General features: G+C 51.2%; 14 protein-coding genes. 8 read left to right on the top strand and 6 right to left on the bottom strand.

Annotated features, from left to right (window positions below; all coding sequences use genetic code 11):
- Window position 1 precedes the first annotated feature (1 nt).
- Window positions 2-1,141 carry a glycerate kinase gene (locus BZJ18_RS03420; protein ID WP_077455344.1) on the bottom strand — a complete coding sequence of 380 codons (1,140 nt, stop codon included), beginning with the start codon at window positions 1,139-1,141 and terminating at the stop codon, window positions 2-4.
- A gap of 263 nt (window positions 1,142-1,404) precedes the next feature.
- On the opposite strand from BZJ18_RS03420, the gene BZJ18_RS03410 reads away from it, so the two are divergent.
- The 6 genes from BZJ18_RS03410 to BZJ18_RS03385 all read left to right on the top strand — a co-directional run bounded on the left by BZJ18_RS03410 (window position 1,405) and on the right by BZJ18_RS03385 (window position 7,547).
- Entirely contained in the window at window positions 1,405-1,794 is a 390-nt protein-coding gene (locus BZJ18_RS03410) for a YacL family protein (RefSeq protein WP_069586418.1), read from the top strand.
- A 248-nt stretch (window positions 1,795-2,042) separates the two neighbouring features.
- A complete protein-coding gene (gene glnK / locus BZJ18_RS03405) occupies window positions 2,043-2,381 on the top strand; it encodes a P-II family nitrogen regulator (RefSeq protein ID WP_069586419.1) in 339 nt (112 codons plus the stop codon).
- An 18-nt stretch (window positions 2,382-2,399) separates the two neighbouring features.
- Window positions 2,400-3,629 carry an ammonium transporter gene (locus BZJ18_RS03400; RefSeq protein ID WP_077455342.1) on the top strand — a complete coding sequence of 410 codons (1,230 nt, stop codon included), beginning with the start codon at window positions 2,400-2,402 and terminating at the stop codon, window positions 3,627-3,629.
- A 164-nt stretch (window positions 3,630-3,793) separates the two neighbouring features.
- A complete protein-coding gene (locus tag BZJ18_RS03395) occupies window positions 3,794-4,810 on the top strand; it encodes a Fe(3+) ABC transporter substrate-binding protein (RefSeq protein ID WP_077455341.1) in 1,017 nt (338 codons plus the stop codon).
- Window positions 4,811-4,872: 62 nt separating this feature from the next.
- The gene (locus BZJ18_RS03390) at window positions 4,873-6,504 is read left to right on the top strand and encodes an ABC transporter permease (protein WP_077455340.1); all 1,632 of its coding nucleotides are present in this window, start codon (window positions 4,873-4,875) and stop codon (window positions 6,502-6,504) included.
- Window positions 6,501-7,547: an ABC transporter ATP-binding protein gene (locus BZJ18_RS03385; RefSeq protein WP_077455339.1), complete on the top strand. Its 1,047-nt coding sequence runs from the start codon at window positions 6,501-6,503 to the stop codon at window positions 7,545-7,547. The genes BZJ18_RS03390 and BZJ18_RS03385 overlap by 4 nt, the downstream gene beginning before the upstream one ends.
- 48 nt (window positions 7,548-7,595) lie before the next feature.
- Here the strand turns inward: BZJ18_RS03385 and BZJ18_RS03380 are convergent, their stop codons facing one another.
- Complete coding sequence (locus tag BZJ18_RS03380) at window positions 7,596-8,204, bottom strand: TetR/AcrR family transcriptional regulator (RefSeq protein ID WP_077455338.1); 609 nt, start codon at window positions 8,202-8,204, stop codon at window positions 7,596-7,598.
- 347 nt (window positions 8,205-8,551) lie between these two features.
- Between BZJ18_RS03380 and hpt the strand changes: the two genes are divergently transcribed.
- On the top strand, window positions 8,552-9,082 hold the full coding sequence (gene hpt, locus BZJ18_RS03375) for a hypoxanthine phosphoribosyltransferase (RefSeq protein ID WP_077455337.1): 531 nt from the start codon (window positions 8,552-8,554) through the stop codon (window positions 9,080-9,082).
- Between the two features lie 101 nt (window positions 9,083-9,183).
- Here the strand turns inward: hpt and secF are convergent, their stop codons facing one another.
- From secF to can, 4 genes are all read right to left on the bottom strand, one after another.
- The gene (secF, locus tag BZJ18_RS03370) at window positions 9,184-10,080 is read right to left on the bottom strand and encodes a protein translocase subunit SecF (RefSeq protein ID WP_077455336.1); all 897 of its coding nucleotides are present in this window, start codon (window positions 10,078-10,080) and stop codon (window positions 9,184-9,186) included.
- 12 nt (window positions 10,081-10,092) lie between these two features.
- Window positions 10,093-11,871, bottom strand: a complete 1,779-nt coding sequence (secD, locus tag BZJ18_RS03365; protein WP_108743104.1) for a protein translocase subunit SecD — start codon at window positions 11,869-11,871, stop codon at window positions 10,093-10,095.
- A gap of 105 nt (window positions 11,872-11,976) precedes the next feature.
- The gene (locus tag BZJ18_RS03360; protein ID WP_077455334.1) at window positions 11,977-12,354 is read right to left on the bottom strand and encodes a hypothetical protein; all 378 of its coding nucleotides are present in this window, start codon (window positions 12,352-12,354) and stop codon (window positions 11,977-11,979) included.
- A 90-nt stretch (window positions 12,355-12,444) separates the two neighbouring features.
- The gene (gene can, locus BZJ18_RS03355) at window positions 12,445-13,119 is read right to left on the bottom strand and encodes a carbonate dehydratase (RefSeq protein WP_077455333.1); all 675 of its coding nucleotides are present in this window, start codon (window positions 13,117-13,119) and stop codon (window positions 12,445-12,447) included.
- Window positions 13,120-13,332: 213 nt separating this feature from the next.
- Between can and BZJ18_RS03350 the strand changes: the two genes are divergently transcribed.
- Complete coding sequence (locus BZJ18_RS03350) at window positions 13,333-14,988, top strand: SulP family inorganic anion transporter (RefSeq protein ID WP_077455332.1); 1,656 nt, start codon at window positions 13,333-13,335, stop codon at window positions 14,986-14,988.
- Window positions 14,989-15,239 lie beyond the last annotated feature (251 nt).

The following is a 15,239-nucleotide window of genomic DNA, read 5'->3' as shown; positions in this document are numbered from 1 at the left end:
CTTATTGTTCACTTTGCGCGGCAATCAGGCGGGCGACATTCTCTGCTGTGCGGCGCAGATTCTCCGCAGTGTGTTCAAAAGCATGTTGTAAATCACAGGGACCTGATTGAATCGGCAAGATAGTGGTAACCCCGCGTTCGTATAAGGCTTCACAATCGTCGCCAACGCGGCCCGTTAGTACTACCACAGGAACATCAAATTGCTTTGCGACCTGTGCCAAGGCGGCGGGCACCTTACCATGCAGCGTTTGACCATCGACTTTTCCTTCGCCTGTCACCAACCAATTGGCTTTTGCTATGTAAGGGGTGGCTTGGCTGCGTTCTAGCAAGAGCGCCACACCGGGGACCAATTGTGCTCCCAGCAAGCCACCCAAGGTGGCACCAATTCCACCGGCCGCGCCGGCGCCTGCAAATTGTGCAATCGATTTGCCGAGCTGATAGCGACAGAGGCTGGCAAAACGATGCAGATGTTGCTCCAGTTGACGAACCTGCTCCGGTGACGCGCCTTTTTGGGGCGCAAATACGGTTGCCGCACCTTGCGGACCACATAGCGGGTTATCCACATCACATGCAGCCGTTAATCGGACGCGTTTAAGTCGAGGATCGAGCTGGCTCAGATCAAGGTGTGCGAGCTTACCTAAGCCATCACCGGTTGGCGAAATGGGTGCATCCTGACTATCAAGCAATTTTGCCCCCAAGGCCACCAAGATACCTGCGCCCGCATCTGTGGTGGCGCTGCCGCCTAAGCCGATAATGATTTCATCGACCTCATGTGCGAGGGCGGCACGAATAAGCTCTCCAGTCCCTAGGCTGGTGGTGTGTAGTGGGTTGCGTTGATGGTGAGCGAGCAGGGGCAAGCCAGAGGCGCTGGCCACATCGATGATCGCGAGTCGCTGCGAAGGGACGACAACATAGCTGGCGGTGATCGATGAAAAATCGGGACCAGTCACTTGGCAAGTGTGAAAATCGCCGTCTAACTGCTGGGCAAAACTTTGCGCCGTCCCTTCGCCGCCATCGGCCATGGGGAGCAAAGTAAAATGCGCCTTGGGTAGTATACGCGCCATGCCGTCATGGATGGCTTGCGCCGCCTTGCCAGCTGAAAGGCTTTCTTTGAACGAATCAGGGGCTATCACTATATGCATCGGCTACTCCTTTCCAGACGCGACCACGTTGATGAGGCTGATATACCCTTCCTACTTGAAGCCGCAGCGGTGTTGACTACGTTCGTTTACCCCAATCACATAATCTATGCTCATGGGGACTCACTCACTTGTCGCCTACCTGCACAACGCCAAGTTGTTTGGGTATCGTATTTAAGTATGGCGAAGGTGGCAGTTTGATGACAGTCTCGAGTTGGCAATTGAAAGAAAAACTCGGACAATAGCCTCTCATTTTGGAGGTGGATGTGGATTACGAATTTTCCCGCAATAGTTTTGATGACAGCTATCGCATTGTGTTCTCAATGGGGCATGAGGCCATGGGGCGTTGGTTGCTTGATGAGTTGGGGACCGAGCTGAGTGAGGTGGATGCGTGGTTAGCCACCTTTACCCAATTGCGCCAAGAGCAGCAATGGCGAGGACATACCTTCACGCTGACGGCCAATCCTGAAGAAGTGGTGGTGATGGCCAATGCGATGTTGCAAACGCCCTCTGACGAGGCGACGGATACGTTGAGCGCACAAGACCTACAGTTTTACGATCAAGAAAGCAGCGCCGCTTGTGGTTATGAAGACTTTCTGGCCATGCTCGAAGCGTATCGTGATTTTATTGCTCGCTACGGACGCCGTACGCGATAACCTGCCGGCGAGTGACGCTGACACTCGCCTCCTTCCTGCAAGACATCTAATCATGGCTCGCTTTGGTGCATCGTTCTCCTCGCGATGAATCTATGCGTCGAGATGGTGAATAGTTTGCACTAAAAAAGTGCAAATGCGCGTTTTCCCCCAGTTTATTTCTGTAATGTGCTGATTTTTATCTAGTTAATAGTTGGCATGTCTCTTGATACTTATTGACTGATGCAAACATAAGGACTCAGGAGAAGGATATGAAACTGATTAGCGCCATTATCAAGCCTTTTAAGCTTGATGACGTCCGTGAAGCACTATCCGACGTCGGCATTGACGGCATGACAGTGTCAGAAGTGAAAGGGTTTGGCCGCCAAAAAGGGCACACCGAACTGTATCGCGGTGCCGAATATCAAGTCGATTTTTTGCCGAAGGTAAAACTCGAAATCGCCGTCCAGAGCGATAGTGTTGATGCCGTGGTGGAAGCGATTTCCAAGGCGGCACAAACCGGCAAAATCGGCGACGGTAAGATTTTTGTCTTTGACCTCCAGCAAGCTGTGCGGATCCGCACTGGCGAAATGGATCTGGAAGCAATTTAATCACAGGGAGTAATCACAATGGAATTGGTCAATACGGTTACTGAGTTACGTTACGCACTAGACACCTTCTTTTTCCTTTTATCCGGTGCGTTGGTGATGTGGATGGCGGCTGGGTTTGCCATGTTAGAGGCAGGGCTAGTTCGCTCGAAAAACACCACCGAGATCCTCACCAAAAATATTTGCTTGTACGCGATCGCCTGTACCATGTATCTGTTGGTGGGCTACAACATCATGTATGTCGATAACAGTGCGGGTGGCTTTATGCCCTCGTTTGGTTCACTCATTGGAACGCAAGCGGCCGACGCGGATCACTCTCTCGAGTCGGACTTCTTTTTCCAAGTGGTGTTTGTTGCTACCGCCATGTCGGTGGTCTCAGGGGCCGTGGCAGAGCGTATGAAGTTATGGGTGTTCTTGCTGTTTTCTGTGGTACTCACCGCAGTCATCTATCCGGTAGAAGGCTACTGGACATGGGGTGGTGGTTTCTTATCCGAAGCAGGCTTTAGCGATTTCGCCGGCTCAGGCATCGTGCATATGGCGGGCGCGTCAGCTGCATTAGCGGGCGTGATCTTGCTGGGGGCACGTAAAGGTAAATACGGCAAGAATGGTCAAGTGAATCCGATTCCTGGCTCGAACCTACCTCTAGCGACTTTGGGTACCTTTATCCTGTGGTTCGGTTGGTTCGGCTTTAACGGCGGTTCGCAGCTGATGGTGTCAGACTTTGAAAACGCCACGGCGGTAGGACAAATTTTCTTGAACACCAATGCGGCGGCGGCAGCCGGTGCGATTGCTGCCTTACTGGTGTGTAAAACACTGTGGGGCAAAGCCGATTTGACCATGATCTTAAACGGTGCATTGGCCGGCTTGGTCGCCATTACCGCTGATCCCTTATCGCCCACGCCAGTCGCTTCGCTTATTATCGGTGCGATATCAGGTGCCATCGTGGTGTTTAGTATCGTCGGCCTCGATAAAATTAAAATCGACGATCCCGTGGGTGCGATTTCGGTGCACGGTGTGTGTGGTTTCTTTGGCTTGATGGTTGTGCCGCTGAGCAACGCAGACGCAAGCTTTGGTGCACAATTGTTGGGTGCAGCCGTGATCTTCGCTTGGGTCTTTGGTGCGAGCTTTGTGGTGTGGTTGGTACTGAAGAAAACCATGGGCATTCGTGTTACCGAAGAAGAAGAAATGTCAGGCATGGATTTGCATGACTGCGGTATTGATGCATATCCCGAATTCGTTAGCGTGAAATAGTCACTCGTACGACACTTCGTTAAACTCTGAAACGAAACCTTACATTTTTGATGTTGGGTTTCGTTTTTTTTTGCGTGGCAGAATATTGAGCCCAAAATCATTAGCTGTATACTAACGAAACTGAGAAACGTTATCATTTATCGTCTAATTTAAGGACTGTTACGATGAAAAAACTGCTAATCGCCTCTGCTGTTACGGCTAGCTTATTAGGAACGAGCGCCGCCTTTGCCGCTGAAGAAGTGAACGTCTACTCGTATCGTCAACCTTTTTTGATTGAGCCTATGTTCGATGCGTTTACTGAAGAGACAGGCATCAAAGTCAACGTGAAGTTTGCTAAACAAGGCATGGCGGAGAAGGTGAAGCAGGAAGGCGAATACAGTCCTGCAGATGTATTGCTGACCGTCGATATTTCTCGCCTTAAAGATTTGGTTAATCACGATGTGGTTCAGCCAGTGCAAAGCGATGTGATCGATCAAAACGTTCCTGAGCAGTTCCGTGACAGTGAAGATAAGTGGGTTGCGTTAACCACTCGTGCTCGTGCCGTTTACTCATCGCGTGAGCGTGTCGGTAAACTGGGTGATGATTTTGATTATCTCGACTTGGCAAAACCCGAGTGGAAAGGCAAGATTTGCACCCGTTCAGGTAAACACCCTTACAATGTATCTTTGGTGTCTGCCATCATCGAAAATCACGGTGAAGCCACCGCTAAAGAATGGCTGAAAGGGGTGAAAGCGAACTTGGCGCGTAAACCTCAAGGGAATGATCGTGCACAAGTTAAAGCGATTAAAGAAGGCTTGTGTGACGTTTCTTTGGGGAACAGCTACTACCTTGGTAAGATGCTGAACGACGAAGAACAAAAAGCGTGGGCGGAAGCGGTATACATTAACTATCCTGGCCAAAATGCGCACGGCACCCAAGTGAATGTGAGCGGCATGGCGATGGCGAAGTATGCGCCGAATAAAGAAAACGCTCTTAAACTCATGGAATTCCTAACGTCAGACAAAGCGCAGCACATGTATGCTGAAGTGAACTTTGAAGAGCCAGTGAAACCTGGTGTAGAAAAGTCTGAGCTAGTGGCATCGTGGGGCGAGTATAAGCACGATCCTATGCCGCTAGAGGCTATTGCTGATAACTACAGCAAATCAGTGAAGCTACTGGATGAAGTCCAGTTCGATCTGTAAGCCTCTACACGGGGTGTATAACACCCCGGTTGTTTTTCTCTGACGCCTGAATGTTGTAGGCTATGCAAGACAGATTACCCGTTATTAAAACCAGCAGTTGGGGCCTTGCTCTGCTGCTGGTTTTGCCGATCTTGGCAATCTTCTACACCGCAATCGGTGATACAGATGATATTTTCTCCCATCTGTTTGAGACGGTTCTGCCGACGTATACGCTCAATACCAGCTTACTGGTGGTGGGGGTCGTGGTTATTGCGATCGCCTTGGGTGTGCCGACGGCTTGGATGCTTGCCATGTATCAAGTGCCGGGCAGCCGGCATTTGCAATGGGCGATGGTACTGCCATTAGCCATGCCCGGTTATATCATCGGTTATATCTACACCGATTGGTTTGATTATGCAGGGCCGTTACAGCGCCTGCTGCGCCATTGGTTTGAATGGCAAAGTGTCAATGATTACTGGTTTCCTGATATGCGTACCTTACCGGGGGCGTGTTTTGTGCTGGCATTGGTGCTGTACCCGTATATCTACCTGCTGACTCGCGCCGCGTTTATGGAGCAAAGTGTCACCTTGACGCATTCTGCGCGTCTACTGGGATGCTCGCCACTGCAAAGTTTTCGCCGTATCTCCCTGCCTTTGGCCCGTCCCGCCATTGCCGTCGGGGCATCGCTGGTGGCAATGGAAGCGCTGGGAGATTTTGGTACGGTTAATTATTTTGCCGTGAGTACATTAACCACCGCGGTATATGATACTTGGTTGGGTTACTCAAGCTTAACGGCAGCGGCTAAAATTTCTGCCATTATGTTGGTGGCCATTTTTGTATTGATCAGTGCCGAGCGTTATGGACGACGTAAGCAAGCGCAATTTACGCCGTCATCAAGCAGTGATGCGATAGAGAAACCCCCCCTGTCCGGTTGGAAGAAAGTGGGCGTGGTTGTCTGGTGTTGGGGCTTGCTATCGCTGGCGTTTATGTTGCCGCTGCTTCAACTGATCATTTATGCGTGGCACTACTATGCGCAAAATGCCATCGACGATTTTCTCACCTTTAGCTACAACAGCTTTTATACTTCCAGCCTTGCGGCTTTGGTTGCGGTCGGCATTGCATGGACCGTCAATGTGTATCGCCGCTTACGCGGTCATGGTTTGAGTGTCGCGCCCATGCGTCTCGCCTCTATGGGGTATGCGGTGCCAGGCACGGTATTAGCGATTGGGGTGATGCTGGTATTAACTCGAGGCGATCACCTGATCAATGATATCGCCAAGGCGTATGACTGGGGACGCCCCGGTTTGGTGCTTTCTGGCACCATGTTTGCCTTGCTCACTGCCTTTGTGGTGCGTTTCAGTGCGGTCGCGATCGGCAGTATTGAGTCTAGCATGGCAAAAATACCGCCTTCACTCGACATGGCGGCGCGTACTATGGGATGCACGACCAGCGGCGTGATTCGTCGTGTTCATCTCCCCTTAATTCGTCGGGGGACTTTAATTGCGATGCTGTTGGTCTTTATCGAGTCGATGAAAGAGTTGAATGCGGCGATTTTACTGCGTCCGTTTAACTTCGAAACCCTTGCCACCTACGTGTACAACTTTACCTCGGATGAGCACCTCGAATATGCGGCCTTACCTGCCATTTTGCTAGTGGCGGTGGGGCTGATACCGCTTATTTTGATTAACCGTTCGCTGGAGCAGAAATACCAATGAAGTGCGCCCTGTCGATAGAAAACCTGACCTGCAGTTATAACGGCACGCCAGTGCTCAAAGATTTGTCTTTGCAAGTCGCACCGGGTGAGATTGTGTGTTTGCTCGGCGCCAGCGGCTGCGGCAAGACCACCTTGTTGAAAGCCATGGCTGGGTTAATCCCTCTTAGCGCGGGCATGCTGTCGATTGGGTGCAACATCATGGAAGATGGCCAGCATTCGGTGCCACCTGAGCAGCGCAATATTGGTATGATTTTTCAAGACTATGCGTTGTTTCCGCACTTGACCGTTGCCGAGAATATCGGCTTTGGTCTTACGTCTCTGGCCGCGTCTGTGCGTCATGAAAAAGTGGTTGATATGCTCAAGCTCGTGCGCCTTGAAGGGCTGGGCGAGCGCTATCCGCACCAGTTATCCGGTGGTCAACAACAACGGGTTGCGATTGCGCGTGCGCTGGCTTATGAGCCTGATCTGCTGCTGTTGGACGAGCCGTTTTCCAATATTGATACCCAAGTGCGTCATGACTTGATTGAAGAGATCCGCCGGATCTTTAAATCACAGGGAGTGACGGCGATTTTGGTCACGCATAGCCGGGAGGAAGCCTTTGCCTTTGCGGATAAATTGGCGGTGATGAATCAAGGGATTATCGAGCAATTCGGGGATACGACTGAGGTGTATTACCAGCCGAAAAGCCGATTTGTGGCCGATTTCTTGGGGCAAGGCTCTTATGTACCTGTGACTGTGTCGGCGCAAGAACAAATGCAGACGCCGCTGGGACCTTGGCCAAGGCCAGTGTATTGTCATCCCGGTCCACATTGGTGGTTGCTTCGCCCACAATTTTTGAGTATCCGTGCGGATGCGCAAGGCGAGGGGCAGGTATTGTCGCAGCAATTTATGGGTGATAGCAGCCGGTACACCATTGATATTCACGGTCAAAAATTGTCGGTGCATGCCCGTGAACCATTATCGGTGGGGGATACGGTAAGTCTAACCATTCGCCCTCATGAGCCGGTGTTATTTAACGATGGGCCCAGCTTTATTGATGCTTAAACGAAAAAAGCCAACCGCGAGGTTGGCTTTTCGTCATCAGCGCACAATTTAAGCGCCTTGCTGGCACAGTACATCGATGTACTTTTGTGCCATTTCGCTTAATGCCGCTTTATCGGGTTGCTGGTGCGCTTGTAAAAACAACACATAGCAAATCCCTGCAAGCATGCTTGCCAGCTCGCGAGGTTGGTGACGGTGAGTGAGTTCACCTTGTGCCATGCCTCGCTCAAACACGTGCACAAATTGCTCGACGGCATCACGACTGCCTTTTACAAAGCGCGSCCAAATGTCTTCGCGAATAGACGTACTCCATTCAAACCAGACTTTCATCCATGCTTTGTCTTCCAGTGCGGTATCGATAATCTGCGATGTAATGCAGTTAAGCGATGCTCGCATTGATTGGCTATCACGGGTGCAATCATTAATTAACGCAATGAAATGCTTTTCTGTTTGGGCCAAAATTTCCTCGACCAGATCTTCTCGGGTCGGGAAGTAATTGAAGACGGTTGCCACAGAGACATTTGCCATATCAGCAATATCAGCGTGACCGGCACGACCAATTCCCCGTTTTGCAAACACATCCAAACCACAAGTAAACAACTGCTCTTTGCGTCTCTCTGGTGACAGTCGCGTCCTTGTTCTTTCATTTGATTGAGCCATCCTAAAACCTGCCAACTTATATTTAGTTTGTACAAATTAATTATTGTTTGTGCTAATAATTTTCTTAATTAGCGAATTGAGTTTATACCAGCTCTCCGTGGCGTGACAACGGCTGGAAGGCCGATCTGGGCCGTAAATCGGTAATTTTGTCTGCAAAAAAAGTCATCTATTAATAAAAACACAGGCAGGGATTATTTTTTCTTATCAATCAGTGTGATAGTTAACTAGTGTAAGGGTACGCATCAAGGTCAATCGGTGGAATTGGGATCCGCAATCGATTTAGTGCTAGACTATGCCACCTTTGTTATTGACCCCCGCAAACGTGGGGACAAACCATCGGGGCAGATATGAAACACACCGTTGAAGTGATGATTTCAGAACAGGACGTACAGGCGCGAGTAAAAGCCCTGGGCGCCGAGATCAACGAGCATTATAAAGAATCAAAAGACCTAGTATTGGTTGGATTGCTACGAGGCTCGTTCGTCTTTATGGCTGACTTATGTCGTGCCATTGACTTGCCACACTCGGTCGATTTTATGACCGCATCAAGCTATGGCAATAGCATGGAAAGCACACGTGACGTGCGCATCCTCAAAGACTTAGATGATGATATCAAAGGAAAAGACATTCTTTTGGTCGAAGACATCATTGATACTGGCAATACGCTTAGCAAAGTGTGCGAAATTCTATCGCTAAGAGAGCCCAATTCCGTGCGTATTTGTACCTTACTTGATAAACCAGAACGTCGTGAAGTGGATGTAAAAGTCGATTGGCTTGGCTTTACTATCCCAGACGAGTTTGTGGTTGGCGTAGGGATTGATTACGCGCAGAAATATCGCCACTTGCCATTTATCGGTAAAGTGGTGCCGCTCGATTAATCGTGACGGCATTCTCTGAGCGCTGAGCCTTTTTGGCTGTCAGGCGATGATAAGCCATAAAAAACCGAGCAGACGCTCGGTTTTTTTGTCTCTATAGTGAGTTAGTAGGCGCCTTCTCGTTCGGGAGCCGGCGCGCGCTGATAATGCGCGGGAGACAATCCCAGCATTTCTTGTAGACAAGATGCCACCGCGACCGATGACCAGGTGCCAGTGAGCACGCCTACAAAAAGTGTCAGCGCAAAGCCGTACAAGGCATCGCCACCTAATACCAACAAACATCCGATGGTAAATAGCGTCGTGCCGGCGGTGATCATGGTGCGCGAAAAAGTCTCACAGACCGCAATATTGGTGCTGACATATACACATTGATTCGGTTTGGCTCTGAGCACATCTCGCAGCCGATCGCCGATCACAATCGAGTCATTGAGCGAGTAACCGATAACGGCGAGAAGGCCAGCAATGACATTGAGATCCATCGGCACCGCAAGTATCGCCAATAGGCCTAAGGTGAGAGTCACATCGTGCACTAGCGCCCCTATCGCCGCTAGAGCAAGACGCCACTCAAAGCGAATTGCCAAATAAAGCATGATGGCCAACGAGGCAACCAGCAGTGCCAACCCCCCTTGCTCAAATAGCACCTGACCCACTTGAGGGCCGACGACGTTCGCTTGAACCAAGGTGACAGGCATGGCGAGTGCGCTGCTGATGTGGGCGATGACCTGTTGCGGATCTTGCCATTGGGGCGCATGAGGTAAAATAAGCTGCCACTGGCCTTGAGTGGTACTTGGCGTGAGTGTTGCCAGTTCGCCGAACTGACTGTGTAGGGCGGCGAGCAGCGTATCACTGCCCGCTAGGCTGGGTAAGGCGAAATCAATCACGATGCCGCCGGTAAAATCGATGCCCAAGTTTAGGCCATAATAAGCGATCGCCCAGAGACTGATTACGGTGAGCAATCCCGAGAGCGCGAAGCTGGTATAGCGGACTTGTGTAAGTTTCATGACTGTAGCTCCTTAAATAGTCACGGCGCGGCGGCGGTCGCGTCCCCAAATTGGGTTGATGATGGCTCGCGTGCCGACAATGCCGCTGATCATGCTGGCGCATAATCCCAGAATTAGCGTGGTGGCAAACCCTTGTAATGGACCTGAGCCGACCGCATACAAACAGACCGCGGAAATTAAGGTGGTGATATTGGCGTCAAAGATGGTGCTAAAGGCCGCTCGATAACCTGTATCAATGGCATTGGCTAGGCTTGCGCCAGCACGTAAGCGATCGCGAATACGCTCAAAGATAAGCACATTGGTATCGACCGCCATGCCCACGGTTAACACTAAGCCAGCGATGCCCGGTAGGGTCAACACTGCACCGTGCAGCAGCGCGAGTAGGCCGACTTGCATCATCAAGTTGGCAACCAGTGAGACAATCGCGACCCAGCCGAAGCGGCGATACCAAAGCATCATGAAGATAGCCATACCTATCATGCCAACGGCCAGTGCAGAAAATCCTGCCTTGATATTATCGGCGCCCAAGGTCGGACCAATCGCGCGTTCTTCGACGATTTTAATTGGCGCGGTGAGTGCGCCAGCGCGCAGCAACATCGAGAGGTTACGGGCTTCTTCTGGGCTCGACAGGCCCGTGATCCGGAATCGATCGCTGAGCGCACTTTGAATTGTCGCGACGTTGATCACCCGTTCATTGGCAACCAGATCACCCTGCTCATTGGCTTGATACTCACGGTACACAGTGGCCATGGGATCGCCCAAGTGACGTCGGGTAAAGGCCAACATGGTCTCGCCACCGGGGCCATCCAAGCGAATATCAACTTGTGGACGACGCATTTCATCAACGCTGGTACGTGCATCAATAATGTGTTCCCCACCCAAAATGGCGTGACGTGCTAACGGCACCACATTGTGCTGTGCGTCATACAGGCGTTTCGGGCTTGTGGCATCGAGGGCATAGAACGCGAGTGAGGCTGTCGCGCCAATGACATTTTTGGCTTGCTTAGGATCGTGCACCCCGGGCAGTTCGATACGAATATAGTCTTTACCCTGACGTTGTACACTCGCCTCAGCCACGCCTAAGGCGTCGATACGTTTGCGCAGAATATCGATATTCTGACGCACAGCTTGATGGCTCATCGCGTCTTGCTCGGTATCTGTCATCTGCCAGCCATTTGCGGCGCTATTGAATCGCCATTGCGGATAATGCTCGGTAAACCAAGCGCTGGCTTTACTGCGATCGCTGGCACTGAGCATCGGCAATTGCACCGTGGTGTTATCTTTGGTGTTGACCGTGGCGCTGGCCGGCAAGTGCTGGCTGTCTAACCATAAGTTGAGGCCTTGTACTAACGCTTCGGCTTGATGAGCGAGTGCTTGGTCGGTATCAACCCAAAGCAATAATTGCACACCGCCGCGTAGATCGAGCCCTAGTTTTACCGGCTCGGCGCCGAGGCGCGACAGCCATGTGGGTGCTGCGGATAAATAATCGAGGGTGATTTCCGCGTCGGGTCCTAGAGTGCCTTTTAATTGCTGTTGTACGTTCTGTTGCTGGCTAATATCGGGCGTGATTAAGGTAACCGTCCCTTGCGAGTCATAACGCACTTCACTCACGGCCTCAGGATGGGCTTTAAGCCAGTTTTGCAGTCCCTGATGCGAGTGATGCGACACGCTCACCACTGGGTGGTCGCCAAAAAAGCTTGGTAACGCCTGCACGGTCAGGACGATCAGCATCAGGACTAATGCGGCGTAGTGCCATAAAGAATAGCGATTAACGGGGGATAATTTATTCATTCGTTCTCCTTGGCTGTGCATCACGCACAGCAAAACCTAATACCAAGCGCCAGCTCGATATTGTGATTGTGGGAAAGGCGCGACGGCCTTTAGGAAAGCGAACGATTAACGCGAATGAATAAAGCGATATTGCAGGTTGTGTTCTCGCCAGCCACCAAGACGGGGGAGCGAAAAGGTAAGATACTGGCGTGGCAGACACACCCCAAATGCGCACAAAAAGGCAATCAGGTGCCAAGCAAGGCGAATGTGCGGGGGAGGAAGAATCGCGACTAAGTGTGGCGGTTGGGTATCGTCATCAGGCAATGCCGCAGGCAAGGCAACACTGGCTCTCGCGGTAGAAACGAGCGCCGGAGTTTGCTGAAGGGCATGGACTTGGCTGCTGGAGCGAAACGGTGAAACCTGAGCATGCGCTGCCACATTGACCAGCACCGCAAACAGCATCATGCCCGCCATCAGCCACATGGTGAGCGGAGAGCGGTGCATTGTTGATGATGAAGCGTGCGCGATCGGAGTCATAGCGGTGTTGTACGACGATTAAGTCGCGATCACAAGTGTGACTGTGTCAGCACTGTGTCAATTCTCACAACAAACCGGCGCGGCAGAGTCGGGCACTAGATGACTCATCGCCGCTTGGTAGTTCACTTCCAGCGACTCGCGGCTATCTGCGGTCATGCCTAAATCGCGCAAAATACCGTCGGTGGTGTTGTAGAACCAACCATGTACTTTCACGTCTTGGCCGCGCTCCCACGCTGCACGCAAAATGGTGGAATTGCCCAAATGATACACTTGCTCAGCCACATTAATTTCGCACAGGCGATTACCGCGTTCTTGTGGTGGCAGGCAGCCGAGATAATGTTTGTGTTTGAGGTACAAATCGCGAATATGGAGTAACCAGTTATTGATCAAACCAAGCTCCGGGTTATCAATAGCCGCGTGGACACCACCACATCCATAATGACCACAGACAATAATGTGCTTGATCTGTAGGACATCGACGGCGTACTGCACCACGGATAAACAATTGAGATCGGTGTGAATCACTTGATTGGCGACATTGCGGTGAACAAACAACTCACCCGAGTCTAATCCTGTCAGGCGCTCGGCGGGTACGCGGCTATCAGCACAGCCAATCCAGAGGTATTCGGGATGTTGTTCTTGGGCCAAGTTGGCAAAAAACTGGGGGTTACTGTCGCGAATATCTTGCGACCATGCTTTGTTGTTAGCGAATAAAGCTTTGATTTTGGCCATGGGCAACGTGTCTTTTGGCAAACATATCAATTGCCACTATACCTCAGTGTTACGCCGTGAAATATACTGAGATCAATATTCACATATTTTTACATTTATGACGCCCGAGGGATCACGCTGTTAACGGTGCGATCTACTGCTCGGATAGGTTAATGCGAGAAAATTCGTATACTGTCCGCTCCATGATGATCTTAACCGCAGTAGAGGTAGTGCGTGTTTGATAAAGGACGATTTGCACAACTGTCATTAAAGGGCGATCTATTCGGCGGCGTGACGACTGCCATTATTTCATTGCCTTTGGCGTTAGCCTTTGGTGTCGCCTCAGGCGCCGGTGCAGAAGCTGGACTTTGGGGAGCCATCTTAGTTGGGCTTTTTGCATCGCTGTTTGGTGGTTCGTCCACCCTGATCTCAGAGCCGACCGGCCCGATGACGGTGATCATGACGGCGGTATTAACTGCCATGATGGCGCGCTACCCTGAAGGCGGCTTGGCAATGGGCTTTACCGTGGTGATGATGGCCGGCGCGTTCCAAGTACTGATTGGCAGTTTGCGCTTGGGTAAGTACGTGACCTTAATGCCCTACAGTGTTGTTTCTGGGTTTATGTCGGGTATTGGCGTGATATTGATTCTGCTCCAACTTGCGCCGCTATTAGGGCAAGCTGCGCCATCGGGTGGTGTCCTCGGTACCTTAAAAGCCTTGCCGGATTTACTGGTTAATGCCGACATTAAAGAAGTCTTTCTCGGCGCGCTCACGCTGGGGATTTTGTTTTACTTTCYCGCTAAGTACCGCCGTTTAATTCCCGCGCAACTGGTGGCACTTGTCAGTATTACCTTGGTGTCGGTGGTACTCTTTGATACGGACAGCATTCGTCGAATTGGTGAGATCCCAACCGGCCTGCCGTCGCTCGTGATCCCCCATATCACCCCCGAGCATTTTACCGCTATGGTCATTGATGCACTGGTACTCGGGACGCTCGGCTGTATTGATACCCTGTTAACCGCCGTGATTGCGGACTCGCTGACCAGACAAGAGCATGACTCGGATCGTGAGCTGCGCGGACAAGGCATTGCCAATATGATCGCAGGGCTATTTGGCGCCTTACCCGGTGCGGGGGCCACCATGGGCACTGTAGTCAATGTCCAAGTGGGGGCGCGTTCGCCGTTATCGGGCATTTTGCGGGCGCTTATTCTGGCTGCGGTGGTGTTGGTGGCCGGTGCGTTGACCGCGCCCATCCCGATGGCAGTGTTGGCGGGCATCGCCTTGTATGTCGGCTTTAATATTTTAGATTGGAGCTTTTTGCATCGCGCCCACAAAATCAGTTTGCAGCAGACGGGGATCATGTATGGCGTAATGGCACTGACTGTGTTCGTTGACTTAATCGTGGCGGTGGGATTAGGGGTCTTTATCGCTAACTTACTGGTAATAGAACGACTCAGTCGCGAGCAAGCGAAACAAGTGCGCGCAATCAGTGATGCCGAGGATGACGAGGTACCGCTTAATGATGAGGAGCGTGCCCTTTTAGATGCCAGTAATGGACAAGTACTGTTCTTCTATTTATCCGGGCCCATGATTTTCAGCGTCTCTAAAGCCATTGCGCGTCAGCATGCGCATATCAATGAGTTCCGTGTGATGATTTTGGACTTAAGTGATGTGCCTATGCTGGATATGACCGTTGGGCTCGCGCTCGAAAACGCGATTAAAGATGCACGAGAAGCGAATTGTACGGTGTTTTTACTGTGCCCGCATGACGAAACGCGTGAGCAATTGCAGCGCTTACACATAGGTGATTGGGTTCGCGATGCGCACATTTTCACCACACGTAAGCCGGCGCTCGAAGCGGCTAACCGGTTAGTTGAAGTAATGCCATAACCTCATAGCGCGACGTGGCCTTGACGGTGATGTCGCGCTTTTCGCGATTTTTTAGCGATGCTAAGTTTTTGACAAACCTTATTTTACAACGCTTTTATTTTAAATTTGCCACATTTCTACGCATTTCGAATCATTTGCTTGAAACTTGACCACGTGTTTTCCTACCTGATTTGATCTTACACACATTCCTATATACTGGCGCCCGCGCACCGGGTGAGTCCCGTGCCAGTGAGTAAAGCCGTCATGGCCGT

This window comes from Salinivibrio sp. IB872 (genome assembly GCF_001995345.1).
Lineage (GTDB): Bacteria > Pseudomonadota > Gammaproteobacteria > Enterobacterales > Vibrionaceae > Salinivibrio > Salinivibrio proteolyticus.
Note: the sequence above shows the minus strand (reverse complement) of the source record. Positions and strands in the feature narration are given on the sequence as shown.